This is a genomic window from Streptomyces sp. NPDC014623, assembly GCF_043088245.1.
GTDB lineage: Bacteria > Actinomycetota > Actinomycetes > Streptomycetales > Streptomycetaceae > Streptomyces.
In genome coordinates, this window is the sequence record NZ_JBIBZU010000018.1 from 84,586 (window position 1) to 103,143 (window position 18,558).

Sequence of the window (18,558 nt, forward strand, 5' to 3'; positions counted from 1 at the left end):
GGCCGACAACAGAGATCCGGGAGTATCCGATGAACGATCTGCGCCCCTTCGTCGCGGGGCTGCCCAAGGCCGAGCTCCACGTCCACCACGTCGGATCGGCCTCCCCCCGCATCGTGGCCGAACTGGCCGCCCACCACCCCGACTCCAAGGTCCCCACGGACCCGGAGGCGCTGGCGGACTTCTTCACCTTCACCGATTTCGGACACTTCATCGACGTCTACCTCTCGGTGGTGGACCTGGTCCGCACCCCCGAGGACGTCCGGCTGCTCACCTTCGAGATCGCCCGGGACATGGCACGGCAGAACATCCGGTATGCGGAGCTGACCGTCACCCCCTTCAGCTCGACCCGCCGCGGGATCCCGGAGCAGGGCTTCATGGAGGCCATCGAGGACGCCCGCAGGGCCGCCGAGTCCGAACTCGGCGTCGTCCTGCGCTGGTGCTTCGACATCCCGGGCGAGGCCGGTCTCGAGGCCGCCGAGGAGACGACCCGGCTCGCCGTCGGACTGCGGCCCGAAGGGCTGGTCTCCTTCGGCCTGGGCGGGCCCGAGATCGGCGTGGGCCGCCCGCAGTTCAAGCCCTACTTCGACCGCGCGATCGCCGAGGGGCTGCACTCCGTGCCCCACGCCGGTGAGACCACGGGTCCGCAGACCGTCTGGGACGCCCTCACCGCGCTGCGCGCGGAGCGCATCGGTCACGGCACCAGCTCCACACAGGATCCGAAGCTGCTGGCCCACCTCGCCGAGCACCGCATCCCCCTGGAGGTCTGCCCCACGTCGAACATCGCCACCCGGGCGGTCGCGGACATCGAACAGCACCCGATGAGGGAGATGGTGGAGGCGGGCGTCCTCGTCACGGTCAACAGTGACGACCCGCCCATGTTCGGCACCGACCTCAACAACGAGTACGGGGTGGCGGCCCGGCTGCTCGGCCTGGACGAGCGTGGAGTGGCCGATCTGGCGAAGAACGCCGTGGAGGCCTCGTATCTGGACCCTGCGGGCAAGCGGGCGCTGGCAGCGGAGATCGACACGTACACGACGAACTGGCTGGAGGGCCCGGGCCGGTGAACCTCCCCGGTCACAATGGCCTCATGACCACCACCGTCACCGCCGTGGCCCACCGCGGCGATCCCTACCGTGCCCGCGAGAACACGCTTCCCTCGATCCGGTCCGCCGTGGAGCGGGGGGCGGACGCGGTCGAGATCGACGTCCGCGTCACCCGGGACAGGGTGCCCGTGCTGCTCCACGACTCCACGCTGGAACGCCTGTGGGGCCACGACATCCGGCTCGACCGTCTGGATCACCGGGAGTTGGCGCAGAGGACCGGCGGCGGGGTACCCACCCTGCGCGAGGCCCTGTCCGCCTCCGGTGACCGGCGGATCATGGTCGACCTGCCCGGTTCGACCGACGCGTCCGTACGGGAGATCGTCGGCCTGGTACGGGAGTGCGGGGCCCAGGACCGCGTGTACTACTGCGCGGACACACACGCGATGCTGCGGGTGCGTGCGGCCGACCCGTCCGCCGAGATCGCGCTGACCTGGACGACGCTCGCCCCTCCGCGCCCCGTGCTCCTCGAAGCGGTACGGCCGCGCTGGCTGAACTACCGTTTCGGGCTGCTGAGCCGCGAGCTCGCCGACCGCGTCCACTCGGAGGGACTGCTGGTCTCCGCCTGGACGGTGGACACCCGGCGCACGATGCGCCGGCTGCTCGCCTGCGGCGTCGACTCGATCACCACCAACCGGATCGACGCGCTCCGGAAGCAGTTGGCCAACTCCCCTGCGCGAGCCACTCCTTGAAGGTCCGGCATCATGGGCGGTCCGTACCGCCCATGATGCCAGGAGCAGACGTGCCCGAGCCCGGCCGCCGAACCGCGCCCTCCCGTGTCCGTGCCGACATCGCCCACAACGCCCGGGTGTGGAACTACTGGCTGGGCGGCGGCGACAACTATTCGGTCGACCGGGTGGTGGGGGACCGGGTCACCGGCATGTATCCGAGCATCGGCGAAGTGGCCCGCGCCGACCGGGCGTTCCTGGGCCGGGTGGTGCGTCATCTGGCCGGTGACGTGGGGATCGGCCAGTTCCTCGACATCGGCACCGGACTGCCGACCGCGGACAACACCCACGAGGTCGCCCAGCACACCGCGCCCGACGCACGTGTCGTCTATGTCGACAACGACCCGATCGTCCTGGCGCACGCGCGCTCGCTGCTCACCAGTTCGCCCGAGGGCGCCACCGAGTACATCGAGGCGGACGCCCGGGATCCGGAGCGGATCCTGCGCGCCGCCGGGCGGACCCTGGACCTCCGGCGCCCGGTCGCGGTGATGATGCTGGGCATCCTCAACTTCGTCCTGGACACGGACGAGGCACGGGGCATCGTGACGAAGCTGATGGACGCCCTGCCGTCCGGCAGCCATCTGGTGCTCACCCACCCCACGCTGGAGCTGGGCGGCGAGGGCAACGAGGCCGCGATGCGCTTCTGGAACGAGAACGCCACCCCGCCGATCACCGCCCGCGGCCGCTCGGAGTTCGCCTCCTTCCTCGACGGCCTGGACCTCCTGGAGCCGGGCATCGTGTCCTGTTCCCGCTGGCGGGCGGAGTCCACCGGGCGTATCCCCGAGATCGCCCAGTTCGGCGCGGTGGGCCGGAAGCCCTGACGCGGGGAGCACCGGTACGAAGACCGGGGCGGCCGGCGGCCGCCGCGCTTGCGGGCGGTGGAGGACCGGGCGCGGCAGCTGGAGTGACCCACCGGGCCGAGGCCGGACAGGCGGTCCGGGAACGGACCGGGACCGCCCGCGAGACGTACGGCGTCCTCCGGCCTGTCCGGGACGCCGGTGTACAGCGTCGATCCCACCGCCGCGAAGGGCGGCCACACGAACGTCACGGCGACGGACATCGTGGTGGCGGCCTTCGGCGTCCCATCGGCCGGGCGGGCGTCACGCCGTGACGGCCACCGCCTCCAGGCGTTTGATCATGCGGCGGACGACGAGCAGCGGGATGACCCCGAACACTCCGAAGGACATGTCGATGACGGTCCACCAGAACGGGATGTCCCGGATCGGCCCGCAGATCAGGGCGAGCGGGATGATCCCGGCACAGGCGATCATGCCGAACTCGATCACCCAGATGTTGCGGACCGGGTCACGGTAGGGACCGTAGAAGGCGACCGCGATGACGAGGTGGGCGAAGGCCAGCCAGTCGGTGCCGTACAGGACGAAGGGCTGGTTCGCGTCGACCTCGTCGAGACCGGTCCGCACCCGGCTGATCCATTCCGCCAGGGCGGGGAAGTGCTCGGGCACGGGAGAGGCGGAGGAGGCCAACAGGTCCTCGGCCCAGCGGAGTTCGGTGACCAGCGGGAAGGCGGTGAGTCCGCTGAGCACCAGACAGACGATGAAGACGACCAACCACACGCGTATGCGCCGCACAAGGGCTCGTTCGCTCATGACCGCAGCGTACGCACATCATGAACACGTTCAAAAGCTGGGGTCCGCCGCGTCCGGCGGGTACTCGGAGGCCGGCGGCCGAGTTCACTTCTTCGCGAGGCCGGTGCACTCCCTTCGCGGTCATGTCACGGGCGACGGGGAGTCGTTCGCGGCTCACGTCGCCGGGGAGGACGAGCGGGTCCTCGGCGAACGCCGCGGTCTTTCCGTCCCTGGAGGAGGCCGGGCTCCCGCCGGCCGGCGGCACCGGGCAGACGTAGTTCACCCAGGTGCCGGTTCCGCGGCGGCCTCCGGATGGTGGTAGCGGCCGACGCGCTTCTCCGCGTTGCGCTCGTGGCGGGCGGTGCCGGGGCTCCGGGACCGCCAGGGGACGCTGTGCAACCGTGCGCCGCCGGGCGCGGCCGCAGGTCCAGGTACCCGGCGACGTCGGGCTGCCCCCGCCCGGTCCGCCTCCTGCGCCCGGCCGGGCCTTGTGGACCGGGCGGGCGTGCCGTCGCTGACGACGGCGAGGCCCCGCCCGTCGGCCGGTGGTTCATGAGCGCCGGACTGGTCCTCCCGAAGAACTCGCCGGTGCCGCCGGTCTCCTCGGTGTGCGTGACGGGGATTGCGGTCCGGCGCGAGAAGGCGTCGGGCGTGGGGCGCCTCGGCTCGCCCTCGTCGTCGGTGCCGAGGGTCCCGTCGGTGAAGTGCAGGGGGCGTCCCGTGTCCGGGCGGCCGGGACCCGCGCGCCCGCCGGGCTCCCATGGGCGGCGATCGCCGCAGCCGGCCGGAACGGCGCCGGCAAGCCGGCACGGAGGAGACAGAGGGCCCGCGGCAGGGAAGGACGGCACACGAGGCGGTCCGGGACCGGGCGCACCCGCGCGGCACGCCGGCGCACCGGCCCGGCGGACGACGTACCAGCCGTCCGGTGCCGGCGGCCCGGCCCGCACACTCCGGCCACGGCGAACGAGGACACCGCCGTGGACGTCCCCGGGCCGCGGCCCGGGGACGTCCACGTGCACAGCGCTCAGTCGTCGAGCGAGGTCATGACGTGCTTGATCCGGGTGTAGTCCTCGAAGCCGTAGGCGGAGAGGTCCTTGCCGTAACCGGACTTCTTGAACCCGCCGTGCGGCATCTCGGCGACGAGCGGGATGTGGGTGTTGATCCACACGCAGCCGAAGTCGAGCTTCTTGGACATCCGCATCGCACGGGAGTGGTCCTTGGTCCACACCGAGGAGGCCAGGGCGTATTCGACGCCGTTGGCGTACTCCACGGCCTGGGCCTCGTCCGTGAAGGACTGGACGGTGATGACGGGGCCGAAGACCTCGTGCTGGATGATCTCGTCGTCCTGCCGGAGGCCGGAAACGACGGTCGGGGCGTAGAAGTAGCCCTTGTCGCCGACCCGGTGCCCGCCGGCCTCGACCTTGGCGTGCGCGGGGAGACGCTCGATGAACCCGCTGACCTGCGCCAGCTGGTCTGCGTTGTTCAGCGGGCCGTACAGCACGTCCTCGTCGTCCGGCAGTCCGGTCTTCGTGTCGGCCGCCGCCTTGGCGAGCGCGGCGACGAACTCGTCGTGGATGGACTCGTGGACCATGACGCGGGTCGCTGCCGTGCAGTCCTGGCCGGCGTTGAAGTAACCCGCGACGGAGATGCCCTCGACCGCCTTGGCGATGTCGGTGTCCTCGAACACGACGACGGGGGCCTTGCCGCCGAGCTCCAGGTGGACCCGCTTGACGTCCTTGGCGGCGGATTCGGCGACCTGCATGCCGGCCCGCACCGAGCCGGTGATGGAGGCCATCGCCGGGGTCGGGTGCTCGACCATCGCGCGGCCGGTGTCGCGGTCACCGCAGATGACGTTGAAGACGCCCTTCGGCAGGATCTGCCCGATGATCTCGGCGATCAGCACGGTCGACGCCGGAGTGGTGTCGGAGGGCTTGATGACGACGGTGTTGCCCGCGGCGAGCGCCGGGGCGAACTTCCACACGGCCATCATCATCGGGTAGTTCCACGGCGCGACCTGGGCGCAGACGCCCACCGGCTCGCGGCGGACGATGGAGGTGAGGCCCTCCATGTACTCGCCGGCCGAGCGGCCTTCGAGCAGCCGGGCGGCGCCCGCGAAGAAGCGGATCTGGTCCACCATCGGCGGGATCTCTTCGGTACGGGTGAGCTCCAGCGGCTTGCCGGTGTTCTCCGACTCCGCCGCGATGAGGTCCTCGGCCCGCTCCTCGAAGGCGTCCGCGATCTTCAGCAGGGCCTTCTGGCGCTCGGCGGGCGTCACGTCGCGCCAGGCGGGGAACGCGGCGGCCGCCGCGTCCATGGCGGCATCGACGTCGGCCTGTCCGGAGAGCGGCGAGGTCGCGTAGACCTCTTCCGTCACCGGGTTGACCACGTCGATGGTCCGCCCGTCCGCGGCGTCCCGGAACTCTCCGTTGATGTAGTTGCGCAGACGGCGCACCTCGGTGGTCACAACCACCCCTCCTGTCGGCTGTCCGATGGGTGAGACTTCCACCCTAAACCGTGGGGTGACGCTTTCGACATACCCACCCGCCGCGAACTTCGGATTCAGTGAGATCAGGACGCTCAGACAACGAATTTCATCGATTCGGGCTTGCCAGACAGACGAAGCCCGGTGCACAGTGGGGACGTGGCCAGTCGCAGCGCAGACTCCAGGACCGGGAACGGATCGTCCCCAGCGGTCGATGCCGTGTCCCTCGCAATCATCGAGCAGCTCCAGGAGGACGGGCGCCGGCCGTACGCCGCGATCGGCAAGGCCGTGGGCCTCTCCGAGGCGGCCGTACGCCAGCGGGTCCAGAAGCTGCTCGACCAGGGCGTGATGCAGATCGTCGCCGTCACGGACCCGCTCACCGTGGGGCTGCGGCGCCAGGCGATGGTCGGGATCAATGTCGAGGGCGACCTCGACCCCGTGGCCGAAGCCCTGGCGGCCATGGCCGAATGCGAGTACGTGGTGATGACCGCGGGCTCCTTCGACCTCATGGTGGAGATCGTCTGCGAGGACGACGACCACCTGCTGGAGACGATCAACAAACGTATCCGGGCCATACCCGGAGTGCGCTCCACCGAGAGCTTCGTCTACCTCAAGCTCAAGAAGCAGACCTATATGTGGGGAACCCGATAGCCGTGAGCAAGGACCTGAGCCGGACCGCGTACGACCACCTGTGGATGCACTTCACCCGCATGTCGGACTACGAGAACGCGCCCGTTCCCACCATCGTGCGCGGCGAAGGCACCTACATCTACGACGACAAGGGCAAGCGCTACCTCGACGGCCTCTCCGGGCTGTTCGTCGTCAACGCCGGACACGGCCGTCACGAACTCGCCGAGACGGCCTACAAGCAGGCCCAGGAGCTGGCCTTCTTCCCGGTGTGGTCCTACGCCCACCCCAAGGCCGTCGAACTGGCCGAGCGGCTCGCCCACCACGCCCCGGGCGACCTCAACAAGGTCTTCTTCACCACCGGCGGCGGTGAGGCGGTCGAGACCGCCTGGAAGCTGGCCAAGCAGTACTTCAAGCTCAAGGGCAAACCGACCAAGTACAAGGTCATATCGCGTGCGGTCGCCTACCACGGCACCCCGCAGGGCGCCCTGTCGATCACCGGCCTGCCCGCGCTCAAGGCCCCGTTCGAACCGCTGGTGCCCGGCGCGCACAAGGTGCCCAACACCAACATCTACCGTGCCCCGCTCTTCGGGGACGACCCGGAGGCCTTCGGCCGCTGGGCCGCCGACCAGATCGAGCAGCAGATCCTCTTCGAGGGCCCGGACACCGTCGCCGCCGTCTTCCTGGAGCCCGTGCAGAACGCCGGCGGCTGCTTCCCGCCGCCGCCCGGCTACTTCCAGCGGGTGCGCGAAATCTGCGACCAGTACGACGTGCTGCTCGTCTCCGACGAGGTCATCTGCGCGTTCGGCCGTCTCGGCACGATGTTCGCCTGCGACAAGTTCGGTTACGTCCCGGACATGATCACCTGTGCCAAGGGCATGACGTCGGGCTACTCCCCCATCGGCGCCTGCATCGTCTCCGACCGCCTGGCCGAGCCGTTCTACCAGGGCGACAACACCTTCCTGCACGGCTACACCTTCGGCGGTCATCCGGTGTCCGCCGCGGTCGGCCTCGCCAACCTCGACATCTTCGAGCGCGAGGGCCTCAACCAGCACGTCCTGGACAACGAGAACGCGTTCCTGACGACGCTGCAGAAGCTGCTCGACCTGCCGATCGTCGGCGATGTCCGCGGCAACGGCTTCTTCTACGGCATCGAGCTGGTGAAGGACAAGGCCACCAAGGAGACGTTCACCGACGAGGAGACGGAGCGCGTCCTGTACGGCTTCCTCTCCAAGGCGCTGTACGAGAACGGCCTCTACTGCCGGGCCGACGACCGCGGCGACCCGGTCGTCCAGCTCGCACCGCCGCTGATCTCCGACCAGTCGACCTTCGACGAGATCGAGGGCATCCTGCGCGGTGTCCTGACGGAGGCCTGGACGAAGCTCTGACCGACGCCACCGGCTGCCGCCTCCAGGGCGTCCGGCAGTCATTTCATACGGTCCACGCGGCCCGGATGCACCCGTTCGAGTGAGAAGGGGGCGTCCGGGCCGCGTACTGTCCCGTCACCCCGCTTCGGCTGCCTAGCGTGCCGAGTGACCGATCAGCTTTGTTTTCGTTGTATTCGTCCCCCGTGAGGGGACGGGAAATCTGATCCGAACCGAGGTGTACGCCATGGTGGCCCCGCCCGACAACGACGTGATCTGGGCACGTTCCCTGCATCACTCCCACAACGGATCACCGGGGCTCGACGGTGTCTCGATCGGCGTCCGCGACGGCGAGATCCTTGCCGTGACCGGCCCCCGGGGGTGCGGGAAGACGACCCTGCTGCACTGCCTCTCCGGCCAGCTGGTGCCCCAGCAGGGCGAGGTCTGGTTCAACAGCGTGCCCGTGCACACCATGGGCCCCCGGCTGCGCGAACGGCTCCGCCGGGACAGATTCGGCTGGATCGCCGCCGAGCCGCAGCTCGTGCCCGAGCTCAGCACCTGGGAGAACGCCGCCCTGCCGCTGCTGTTGCGGGGCGTCTCGCACCGGGCGGCGAAGAAGGCCGCCGCCGAGTGGCTGGAGCGCCTGGACATCGGCCCGCTCGCCAGGAAACGGCCCCACGCCCTGCTCCAGTCGCAGCGTCAGCGGATCTCCGTGGCCCGCGCGCTGACCGCGTCGCCGTCCGTGATCTTCGCGGACGAACCGACCGCGACCCTTCACCACGCCGAGCGCGCACAGCTCCTGCGCACCTTCACCACGGCCGCGCGGTCCCACGGGATCACCGTCGTGCTCGCCACCCACGACGCGGAGGTCGCCGCACTCGCCGATCGTGCGGTCGGCATGCTGGACGGCCGCCGTGTCACCACCGTCTCCCTGCCCGCCGCGTCCGATACGGAAGGCCGCTCGGCGTGCTCGCTCTCCGTCTGACCCGCGGCTCACATCCCCTGGTCCTGATGCGGCGCCTGCTCCTCGCAGCCGCATCGGCCGGGGTGGGTTTCCTGCTCCTGTGCACGCTGGGGTACGCCTCCGCGCACCCGGCGCACGCGTCGAGTTCCGTACTGCGGCTGCTGTGGTGCACCGTCCCGCTCGCCGCGACCGTCCAGTTCGCGGTGGCGGTCGCGCGCACGGATCCGAGCATCCGTCCGCGGCCCGGGCTCTTCGCCTCCGGTCTCGGGCCGGCCCGTCTCGCCGTGCTGGGCGCGGTCTCGACGGCCCTCTCCACCACACTGGGATCGGTGGTGGCGCTGCTCCTCTTCCTCCGCCTCCGTAGTGATCCGGCCGGGCTGCCGCTCGGCGGCGGCGCGGCCGAGTTCCTCGGCGCGGGCGCACCACTGCCGATGGGTGCCGCGCTCACGCTGCTGGCGCTGGTGCCGCTGGCCGCTTCCGCGGCCGGCGGGCTCGCGCTGCGTTCCAGGCCGGTCGCACCGTCCGGTGCCCAGGAGGCCGAGGAGGATCTCGCACCCGCACCGGCGCCGGCGGGGCTGCCCTGGGGAGTGGCGCTCACCGCGGTGGGACTCGCGGTCGAGGCGTACGCGAGCCGCGGCCCGGCGGGCGGCCCCTTCCCGCTGCCGGGCAGGCTGGGCTCGGCCCCGGCCGCCGTGCTCGCGGGCTGGATCCTCACCGCGATCGGTCTGGCCATGGTGGGGCCCGGTCTCACCCATCTGTGCGGACGGCTGCTCCAGGCGGTGCGCCCGGGGGCCGTACGGCTGCTGGCGGGGAGGGTCCTGATGGACGAGGCGTCGCGGATCGGGCGCCCGCTGGGCATCGTCTGCGCGGTCCTGTCCGGGGTGATCGCGGCCTCCGTGCTGTACACCGGCGGGCCCCGCCCCTTCGGTCCGCTCACCGCGCTCGGCGCCGTACTCGTCCTCGGCTGCACCACGGCCACCCTGCTGACCACCGCCCTGGAGGCCAGGCAGGCCCGTGCCCGTACGGCGAGGACCCTGCTGCGGCTCGGCGCGCCGGCGTCCGTCCTCCGCGCCGCCGCAGTCCTGCGGGCCCTGGTGCTGCTGACCGTTTTCGCCCCGCTCACCTGGGCGTTCGCGGAGCTGGCAGCGCTGCCTCTGACGGGGTGACATCCGCCGCCGGGCCGGTCCGTAGCATGGCGGCGTGGAGAACACGGACGAGTACACGTACGCGCCGGGCATCGAGATCGAGACGCTCACCGCATTCGACCAGGCAGTCGCGGCCGGCACGCTCGCCGGCCACCGCGTCCAGGCCGTCGACCTGACGGACCGGGGCGACGCGCTGCTCATGACCGACACCCGGGGCGCCGTCTTCCTCGGCTGCCGCATGGAACCCCGCTCGGACGCGAAGATACGGGCGGACGGCGCCTTCGTCTTCCCGCCGGTACCGGGTCTTCCCTTCGACCCGTACCGCGGGCTGCTCTACACCCCCGACGCCCTGTACGAGGGCCTGACCGAGGGTGGTTACGGATCGACGCCCGACGCCCGGGCGTACGACTGGTTCCAGGCGACCGAGGCGAACGGCGACGTCTTCGCCTCGATGCTGCGGGCACTCCACGACGACGCGGTCTCCGACGCTCTGGACGAGCACCTCGCCGGGGCCCGCGTGGTGGGCGTGATGGGCGGCCACGCGATGGCCCGCGGATCGGAGGAGTACCACGGCGCGGCCGTACTCGGCAGGGAGCTGGCCCGCAGCGGTCTGACCGTGGCGACGGGCGGTGGCCCGGGCGCCATGGAAGCGGCCAACCTCGGCGCGTACGCGGCTCCGCACTCCGACGCGATGCTGCTCAAGGCCTGTGAACTCCTGGCCGCGGAGCCGTCGTTCAGCCCGTCGGTCACCGCCTGGGTGAAAGCCGCCTTCGCCGTGCGGGAGCGCTGGCCTCACGGCGGTTCCTCGGTCGCGATCCCGACCTGGTTCTACGGCCACGAGCCGCCGAACGCCTTCGCGGACCACATCGCCAAGTACTTCGCGAACGCCGTGCGCGAGGACGGGCTGCTGGCCCGGTCGACGGCCGGTGTGATCTTCCTGCCGGGCGCCGCCGGTACCGTGCAGGAGATCTTCGACAACGCGACGCCGAACTACTACGAGTCGCGTTCCGCGCCCACACCGATGGTGCTGGTGAACCGCGCGCACTGGACGGAGAAACTGCCCGCGTGGCCCCTGCTGAGCGCACTCGCGGCGGGCCGGCCGATGGAGTCCCGCATCGCGCTCGTCGACACGGTGGAGGAGGCGGCCGGTGCCCTCGCCCGGCTGACGGGCTGACCCGGCCGGCAGCCGGGGCCGCCACCCGGCGCACTCAGGCCGGTGGGAGGACCACCGTCTCCGCCGGGTCGAAGGTCACGCCCACGACGGCCCCCTCCTCCGGGGTGTCCCGCAGCGCGCACTCCGCCTCCAGGTCCGGCCCCTCGCCGGGGTGCAGGAGGACGGTGACGTGGTGTCCGCGGAAGGTGCGTACGCCCACCGAGCAGCGCAGGCCGTCCTGCGGGCCGCCGATCCGGACGCCCCCCGGCCGCACGAGCAGTTCGCATGCGCCCTGAGGCGCCCCCTCGGGCACCGGTATCTTGCCCCAGGCCGTGTCGGCGGCCGTCCCCGTGACCGTGGCGTCCACCAGGTTGTCGAAGCCGAGGAAACGGGCGACGAAAGCCGACGCGGGATGCTGCCAGACCTCCAGCGGGGTTCCCGCCTGGGCGATCCGGCCGTCCCGCATGACCACGACACGGTCGGCGAGCGCGAAGGCCTCGCCCTGGTCGTGGGTGACGGCGAGCACGGTGGTGCCCAGCCGGCCGAAGAGGGTGCGGAGTTCGACGACGAGCCGTTCGCGCAGGCTCCGGTCCAGCTGGCCCAGCGGTTCGTCCAGCATCAGCAGCTTCGGGCGTGGCGCCAGGGCCCGGGCGAGAGCGACGCGCTGCTGTTCGCCGCCCGACAGAGCGGCGACGGCCCGTCGGCCGGCTCCGGGCAGGCCGACCAGATCCAGGAGTTCACCGGTCCGGCGGTCCCGCTCGGCGCGGGGGACGCCGTGCATCCTCAGTCCGAAAGCGACGTTGGCGGCGACGTCCCTGTGCGGGAACAGCTGATGGTCCTGGAACATCAGACCGAGCCCGCGCCGGTGCACGGGCAACGGGGCCTGGTCGGCGCCGTCCAGGAACACCCGTCCGCCGTCCAGGGGCTGCAGCCCGGCCACGGCCCGCAGCAGCGTCGACTTGCCGCTGCCGCTCGGACCCAGCACACAGACGATCTCGTGGTCCGCGACCTCCAGGTCCACCGCGTCCAGCGCCGTCCGTTTCCCGAACCGGACCGTGGCGGACTCCACTGCCAGCATCTCTAGAACTCCCCGGATCGGTCGGTGCGGATACGTTCGAGCAGGAGCAGCGACACCGCGCAGACGAGCATGAGAATCGTGCTGAGGGCCATCGCCTGGCCGTAGTTGAGCTCTCCGGAACGCCCGAGCAGCCTGGCGACGGCGACCGGCAGGGTGGGGTTGTCGGGGCGGGCGATGAACACGGTCGCGCCGAACTCCCCGAGTGACACGGCGAAGGCGAACCCGGCCGCCACCAGCACGGCCCGCCGCACCAGCGGGAGGTCCACCTCCCGCCAGGCCCGCAGCGGCGAGGCGCCCAGCACCGCGGCGGCCTCCCGCAGCCGGTCGTCCACGGCGCGCAGGACGGGCAGCATCGTCCGTACGACGAAGGGGACACCCACCAGGGCCTGCGCGAGCGGGACGAGGATCCAGGACGTACGCAGATCGAGCGGCGGTTTGTCGAGCGTGATGAGGAAGCCGAAGCCGACGGTGACCGCCGACACCCCGAGCGGCAGCATCAGCAAGGCGTCGAAGCCCCGCACGAGCGGCCCCGCCCGCCTGGTCAGGGCCGCTGCGGCGAGGCCTCCGACCACGAGGGCGATGAGCGTCGCGACGAGCGCGTAGCGCAGGGAGTTGCCGATGGCGTCGAGCGGCGGGACCAGGAAGGTGGAGCCGCTGGCGTCGACGGTCCGCAGGGCCCGGTAGAAGCCGGCCCCGTAGCCGTCCGAGGTGTCCAGGGAGCGTTCCACCAGCACGCCGAGCGGCAGCAGGACGAGGAGCAGCACGGTCAGCAGCACGCCGCCGAGCAGCACCCGCTGCCCGGCCCCGCGAGGAGGCCGGGACGTCTGCGCCGGGTCCACGAGCCTCAGGGCCGTCTCCCGGCGCCGTACGGTCCACGCGTGGACGGCGAGGATGCCGGCGACCGCCGCGAACTGCACCAGGGTCAGTACGGCGGCCGTCGGCAGATCGAGCAGTTGGGCGGTCTGCCGGTAGATCTCCACCTCCAGCGTGGAGTAGGCCGGACCGCCGAGGATCTGGACGACCCCGAAGGAGGTGAACGTGAAGAGGAAGACCATCAGTGCCGCCGCGGCCACGGCCGGGGCGAGCGCGGGCAGGGTTACCCGCCGCCAGGCTGCGAGGCGGCCGGCCCCGAGCACCCGGGCGGCCTCCTCCTGCCGGGGGTCGAGCTGCGACCACAGGCCGCCCACCGTCCGTACGACGACCGCGTAGTTGAAGAACACGTGGGCGAGCAGGATCGCCCACACCGTGGTGTCGAGCCGGACCCCCCAGAGCTCGTCGAGGAACCCGCCGCGTCCCAGCAGCGCCAGGAACGCCGTACCCACGACGACGGTCGGCAGGACGAACGGCACCGTCACCACGGCCCTCAGCAGCTGTTTGCCGGGGAAGTCGAACCGGGCGAAGACGTAGGCGCCGGGCAGCGCGATCAGGAGGGTGAGTGCGGTCGAGGCGAGGGCCTGCCAGGTGGTGAACCAGAGGACGTCGAGGATGTCCGGCCGGCTCAGCACCGTGCCGATCCGGCCGAAGCGCCAGACACCGTCCGCCTTCAGCCCCCGGCCGACGATCGCGAGGACCGGGTAGGCGAAGAACAGCGCGAAGAACGCGACGGGCACGGCCATGAGGCCGAGCCGCACCGCGTTCCCCCTCCAGGAGGGCCGCGCGACTACTTCACGACGAGCGAGGACCACGACTGGACCCACTGCTCACGGTTCTTGGCGATCTTCTCCGGGGCCACGGTCGCCGGCTCGTCGACGGTCGCTCCGAACTTCGTGAAGAGCTCCGGCAGCTTCGCGTCCTTCACCACCGGGTTCACGAACATGTTCAGCGGCATGTCCTCCTGGAACTGCTTGCTGATCAGGAAGTCCAGCAGCGCCTTGCCGCCCGCCTCGTTCTTCGCGCCGTCCAGCAGGCCGGCGAATTCGATCTGACGGAAGCAGGTACCTGTCGCGACGCCCGTCGGCGCCTCGGCGGGCTGCGGATCGGCGTACAGCACCTCGACGGGCGGGCTGGAGGCGTACGAGACGACGAGCGGCCGGTCGGCCTTGGTCTTCTTGCCGCCCGCGGAGCCGGAGAACTCCTCGTTGTACGCCTGCTCCCAGCCGTCGACGACCTTGACGCCGTTGTTCTTCAGTTTCTTCCAGTAGTCCTGGTAGCCGGTCTCGCCGTAGGTGGCGACCGTGCCGAGGAGGAAGCCGAGGCCCGGCGAGGAGGTCGCGGCGTTCTCGGTGACGAGGAGGTCCTTGTACGCGGGCTTCAGCAGGTCGTCGAAGGACTTCGGCGGATCGAGCTTCTTGTCGGCGAAGTACTTCTTGTCGTAGTTGACGCAGATGTCACCGGTGTCGACGGGCGTGACCCGGTGCCGGCCCCTGTCGAGCTGCGTGCCGGCCGGGACGCGGTCCAGGCCCTTCGCCTCGTACGGCGTGAACAGGCCGTTGTCCAGGGCCCGGGAGAGCAGCGTGTTGTCGGCTCCGAAGAACACGTCGCCGCGGGGGGAGCCCTTGGTCAGGATCTCCTGGTTGAGCGCGGCTCCGGCGTCACCGCTCTTGAGCACCTCGACCTTGTAGCCGGTCTCCTTCGTGAACGCCTTCAGGACGGCGTCCGAGGCGTTGAACGAGTCATGGCTGACCAGGGTGACGGTCCTGGAGCCGGCTCCCGCATCGCCGGAGGCCCCGTCGCCGGAACCGCCGCAGCCCGCGAGCACGGTGGCACCGAGCGCGGCGGCGAGCGCCGTCGCCGCGTACTTCGTGGTGGTCTTCATGATGATTCCTCCTGGAGATGACCAGGAAGAGACGCGGCCCTGCCCGCTCGCGAGCGGGCAGGGCGCAACAGCTTGAGTAAGGTCCGAACTTCCTACCCGGAATGACCCGGGCGAGGTTCAGAGGGTCTGCGGCCGGCCTGTCCCCGGTGCCGCACTCTCAGCGCTGTGGCGCTCCCCTGCCGGAATATGAAGTTGGTTTCCGGGCCAGGCTACACCGGCCGGATCACGCCGGACCGGCCGGATGGCACCTGCCCGCCGGGAGAGCGTCAGCGCTCGGAGGCAGCCAGCTGTCCGCAGGCTCCGTCGATCTCCTGGCCGCGGGTGTCCCGGACGGTGACCGGCACGCCATGGGCGGCGATCGCCTCGACGAAAGCCTTCTCGTCCTCGGGCCGCGAGGCGGTCCACTTCGAGCCCGGGGTCGGATTCAGCGGGATGAGGTTGACGTGTACCCGCTTCCCCTTGAGCAGCCGGCCCAGCCGGTCACCCCGCCATGCCTGGTCGTTGATGTCACGGATCAGCGCGTACTCGATGGAGATACGGCGGCCGGACTTCTCCGCGTACTCCCACGCGGCGTCCAGGACCTCGCGGACCTTCCAGCGGGTGTTCACGGGCACGAGGGTGTCGCGCAGCTCGTCGTCCGGCGCGTGCAGCGAGACCGCGAGCCGGCATTTGAAGCCCTCGTCGGCGAAGCGCAGCATCGCCGGTACCAGGCCCACCGTGGACACGGTGATACCGCGCTGCGAGAGCCCCAGACCGTCCGGCTCCGGGTCCGTCAGCCGGCGGATCGCCCCGACCACGCGCTTGTAGTTCGCCAGCGGCTCGCCCATGCCCATGAAGACGATGTTGGACAGCCGCGCCGGGCCGCCCGGGACCTCGCCGTCGCGCAGCGCCCGCATGCCGTCCACGATCTGGTGCACGATCTCGGCGGTCGACAGATTGCGGTCCAGCCCTGCCTGACCGGTCGCACAGAACGGGCAGTTCATCCCGCAGCCCGCCTGGGACGAGATGCACATGGTCACCCGGTCCGGGTAGCGCATCAGGACCGACTCGACGAGCGTGCCGTCATGCAGCTTCCAGAGCGTCTTACGGGTGGTGTCGTCGTCACAGCTGATGTGGCGCATGACCGACATCAGGTCGGGGAACATCGCCTCGGCGAGCTTGTCACGCGACGCGGACGGGATGTTGGTCCACTCCGCCGGATCGTGCGCGTACCGCGTGAAGTAGTGCTGCGACAGCTGCTTGGCGCGGAAGGGCTTCTCGCCGGTCGCGGCGACTGCTTCCTTGCGCTCGTCGGGCGTGAGGTCGGCGAGGTGCCGCGGCGGCCTCTTGGCTCCGCGGGGCGCGACGAAAGTGAGTTCTCCGGGCTTAGGCATGGTTCTTCCAGTGTCGCAGACACACCGTGGTCCTCAGGGCCGCCGGTGCTCGGGCGGCTCCCCGGCCACCCGCGCCGGCCGTCGGCAGGCCGCCCACGGCCCGCGAGCGGCTCAGCCGTGCGCGGCGACGGTGACCGATCGCACGGCCGGCGCCCGGTGCCGGCGCTCCCGCCGGCCCGGGCCCTGCAGGGCCGAGCGCATGTGCCGGTGGAGTCCCATGGACCGGCGGCGCGTCCGGAGGACCCGGCAGCAGGAGCCGGCCGTGCCGGCCGCAGCCGAACTCGACGAGCGCCGGCAGCCCTCCGTGGTTCAGGCGGGCGTTCCTGACGGTGTGGGTCCTGTCCGGACTGTTCCTCCTCCCGCGGTTCCGCGGGAACGGCAGGAGGCTGCCCCGGCGTCGTTGAGCGCACACGGGCGGGGCCCGCCGTCCGGTGGACGGCGGGCCCCGTGGAAGAGCGACGCGGAAAGCCGTGGCTCCGCTCAGCCGGATCCCACGAACAGCACCAGCAGCAGCCACACGACCGGAGCACTCGGCAGCAGCGAGTCGAGCCGGTCCATGATGCCGCCGTGGCCGGGCAGCAGTGTGCCCATGTCCTTGATCCCGAGGTCCCTCTTGATCATGGACTCGCCCAGGTCTCCCAGCGTGGCACTGACGGCGACGGCGAGCCCCAGCAGCAGTCCCTGCCACCAGCTGCCGTCCTCGATCAGGAACTGCATGCACAGCGCACCGGCGGCCATCGCGAAACCGACCGCGCCCAGAAGGCCCTCACGGGTCTTCCCGGGACTGATGCGGGGTGCCAGCTTGTGCGTGCCGAAGCGCCATCCGACGGCGTACGCACCGGTGTCGGCGACCACCGTGAGCAGCAGGAAGGTCAGCACCCGCCACGCACCGTCGTCCGCGGTGAGCATCATGCTGACGAACGTCGCCAGGAACGGCACGTAGAACACGGCGAAGACACCGGCCGTGACGTCCTTGAGGTAGCCCTCCGGGGGCTTCGTCATCCGCCAGACGAGGACCGCGAGCGCGGTGAGCGCCATCGCGGTCCAGGCGCCCTCCGCGTCCCGCACGTAGCCGGCGACCACCATGGCGGCGCCGCCGACGGCGAGCGGCACGAGGGGGGCGTTGATCCCCTTGCGCTCCTTGAGGCGGGAGGCGAGTTCCCAGAGCCCCACCACCGCCGCGATCACGACCACACCGACGAAGACGGCCTTCACGATGAAGAGCGACCCGGCGACGACCGCGCCGAGCCCGAGACCGACCCCTATGGCGGCACGCAGATCACGCCCCGCACGCTTCCTGTGCGGCGGGGGCGTCGGCAACGGGGTGGACATGGGCTCCTGCGGCTCTTCGTCACGGAACAGGGGGCCGCTGACGCGGGCGGCGGCGTCCCTGTTCCGGTCGTCGCGGTCGTCAGCGTCTCTACCTGCGTCGGGAGCGTCCGGCACGATGGGCATGGGCCGAGTCTGCTGGGCGCCTCGCACATCGTATGCGGGACCCGCCGGAGCGGTCCCCGTCTCGGACGCGCCCCAGTAACCGGCTCCCTGCGGGGCGCCCCAGGAAGAGTCGTTCATCAGACTTCGAGCAACTCGGCTTCCTTGTGCTTGAGCAGCTCGTCCACCTGCGTGACGTACTTCGCGGTGGTGTCGTCGAGCTCCTTCTCCGCACGGCGGACCTCGTCCTCGCCGGACTCCTTGTCCTTGACGAGCTTGTCGAGCGACTCCTTGGCCTTACGGCGGATGGAGCGGATCGAGATCTTGGAGTCCTCGGCCTTGGTCTTGGCGACCTTGATGTAGTCCTTGCGGCGGTCCTGCGTGAGCTCGGGGAACGTCACACGGATGATGTTGCCGTCGTTGCTCGGGTTGACACCGAGGTCCGAGTCACGGATCGCCTGCTCGATGTTGCGCAGGGCGGTCTTGTCGAACGGGGTCACCACAGCCATCCGCGGTTCGGGGACCGAGAACGAGGCGAGCTGGTTGATCGGGGTCAGCGCGCCGTAGTAGTCCGCGACGATCTTGTTGAACATCGCCGGGTGCGCACGACCGGTACGGATCGCGGCGAAGTCCTCTTTCGCGACGACGACGGCCTTCTCCATCTTCTCCTCGGCCTCGAGGAGGATTTCTTCGATCACCACGTGCTCCTGCGTGTCTTGGGCGGACCCGGCATCGTCGGATCCTGCGTCGGCGTCCTCACCTGCACGGTGTC

At 70.8% G+C, this 18,558-nt stretch carries 16 protein-coding genes and 1 riboswitch; of the genes, 8 read left to right on the forward strand and 8 right to left on the reverse strand.

Translation table 11 applies throughout. The features are described 5' to 3' along the window. The first annotated feature begins 29 nt into the window (after positions 1-29). Genes ACF1FZ_RS26320 through ACF1FZ_RS26330 form a run of 3 tightly spaced genes read left to right on the forward strand, consistent with a single transcriptional unit; the run spans position 30 to position 2,649 of the window. Positions 30-1,064 carry an adenosine deaminase gene (locus ACF1FZ_RS26320; RefSeq protein WP_391775876.1) on the forward strand — a complete coding sequence of 345 codons (1,035 nt, stop codon included), beginning with the start codon at positions 30-32 and terminating at the stop codon, positions 1,062-1,064. A gap of 23 nt (positions 1,065-1,087) precedes the next feature. Beyond that, the gene (locus tag ACF1FZ_RS26325; protein ID WP_391775877.1) at positions 1,088-1,792 is read left to right on the forward strand and encodes a glycerophosphodiester phosphodiesterase; all 705 of its coding nucleotides are present in this window, start codon (positions 1,088-1,090) and stop codon (positions 1,790-1,792) included. 35 nt (positions 1,793-1,827) lie between these two features. After that, positions 1,828-2,649, forward strand: coding sequence for an SAM-dependent methyltransferase (locus tag ACF1FZ_RS26330; RefSeq protein WP_391775941.1), 822 nt, complete (start codon positions 1,828-1,830; stop codon positions 2,647-2,649). 279 nt (positions 2,650-2,928) lie between these two features. Here the strand turns inward: ACF1FZ_RS26330 and ACF1FZ_RS26335 are convergent, their stop codons facing one another. Then, positions 2,929-3,435: a hypothetical protein gene (locus tag ACF1FZ_RS26335; protein ID WP_391775878.1), complete on the reverse strand. Its 507-nt coding sequence runs from the start codon at positions 3,433-3,435 to the stop codon at positions 2,929-2,931. A gap of 1,003 nt (positions 3,436-4,438) precedes the next feature. Beyond that, on the reverse strand, positions 4,439-5,878 hold the full coding sequence (locus ACF1FZ_RS26340) for a gamma-aminobutyraldehyde dehydrogenase (RefSeq protein ID WP_391775879.1): 1,440 nt from the start codon (positions 5,876-5,878) through the stop codon (positions 4,439-4,441). 162 nt (positions 5,879-6,040) lie between these two features. Between ACF1FZ_RS26340 and ACF1FZ_RS26345 the strand changes: the two genes are divergently transcribed. From ACF1FZ_RS26345 to ACF1FZ_RS26365, 5 genes are all read left to right on the forward strand, one after another. Further along, entirely contained in the window at positions 6,041-6,547 is a 507-nt protein-coding gene (locus ACF1FZ_RS26345) for an Lrp/AsnC family transcriptional regulator (RefSeq protein WP_391775880.1), read from the forward strand. Then, positions 6,532-7,911: an aspartate aminotransferase family protein gene (locus ACF1FZ_RS26350; protein ID WP_391775881.1), complete on the forward strand. Its 1,380-nt coding sequence runs from the start codon at positions 6,532-6,534 to the stop codon at positions 7,909-7,911. Before ACF1FZ_RS26345 ends, ACF1FZ_RS26350 begins: the two co-directional genes overlap by 16 nt. Before the next feature lie 223 nt (positions 7,912-8,134). Then, the gene (locus ACF1FZ_RS26355) at positions 8,135-8,872 is read left to right on the forward strand and encodes an ABC transporter ATP-binding protein (protein WP_391775882.1); all 738 of its coding nucleotides are present in this window, start codon (positions 8,135-8,137) and stop codon (positions 8,870-8,872) included. Beyond that, positions 8,854-10,017 carry a hypothetical protein gene (locus ACF1FZ_RS26360; protein ID WP_391775883.1) on the forward strand — a complete coding sequence of 388 codons (1,164 nt, stop codon included), beginning with the start codon at positions 8,854-8,856 and terminating at the stop codon, positions 10,015-10,017. Before ACF1FZ_RS26355 ends, ACF1FZ_RS26360 begins: the two co-directional genes overlap by 19 nt. A gap of 34 nt (positions 10,018-10,051) precedes the next feature. Further along, complete coding sequence (locus ACF1FZ_RS26365; protein ID WP_391775884.1) at positions 10,052-11,170, forward strand: LOG family protein; 1,119 nt, start codon at positions 10,052-10,054, stop codon at positions 11,168-11,170. A gap of 34 nt (positions 11,171-11,204) precedes the next feature. On the opposite strand, the gene ACF1FZ_RS26370 is transcribed toward ACF1FZ_RS26365, so the two are convergent. The 6 genes from ACF1FZ_RS26370 to frr form a co-directional block, all read right to left on the reverse strand. After that, complete coding sequence (locus ACF1FZ_RS26370; protein WP_391775885.1) at positions 11,205-12,227, reverse strand: ABC transporter ATP-binding protein; 1,023 nt, start codon at positions 12,225-12,227, stop codon at positions 11,205-11,207. Between the two features lie 2 nt (positions 12,228-12,229). After that, on the reverse strand, positions 12,230-13,843 hold the full coding sequence (locus ACF1FZ_RS26375; protein WP_391775942.1) for an ABC transporter permease: 1,614 nt from the start codon (positions 13,841-13,843) through the stop codon (positions 12,230-12,232). Positions 13,844-13,887: 44 nt separating this feature from the next. After that, positions 13,888-14,982, reverse strand: a complete 1,095-nt coding sequence (locus ACF1FZ_RS26380) for a thiamine ABC transporter substrate binding subunit (protein ID WP_391775886.1) — start codon at positions 14,980-14,982, stop codon at positions 13,888-13,890. A gap of 71 nt (positions 14,983-15,053) precedes the next feature. Next, positions 15,054-15,170, reverse strand: a riboswitch (TPP riboswitch). 78 nt (positions 15,171-15,248) lie between these two features. Continuing rightward, a complete protein-coding gene (gene rlmN / locus ACF1FZ_RS26385) occupies positions 15,249-16,355 on the reverse strand; it encodes a 23S rRNA (adenine(2503)-C(2))-methyltransferase RlmN (protein WP_391775887.1) in 1,107 nt (368 codons plus the stop codon). A gap of 480 nt (positions 16,356-16,835) precedes the next feature. Further along, positions 16,836-17,927 carry a phosphatidate cytidylyltransferase gene (locus tag ACF1FZ_RS26390; protein ID WP_391775888.1) on the reverse strand — a complete coding sequence of 364 codons (1,092 nt, stop codon included), beginning with the start codon at positions 17,925-17,927 and terminating at the stop codon, positions 16,836-16,838. After that, positions 17,927-18,484 (reverse strand): ribosome recycling factor, encoded by a 558-nt coding sequence (frr, locus tag ACF1FZ_RS26395; RefSeq protein WP_391775889.1) that lies wholly within the window; start codon positions 18,482-18,484, stop codon positions 17,927-17,929. The genes ACF1FZ_RS26390 and frr overlap by 1 nt, the downstream gene beginning before the upstream one ends. Positions 18,485-18,558 lie beyond the last annotated feature (74 nt).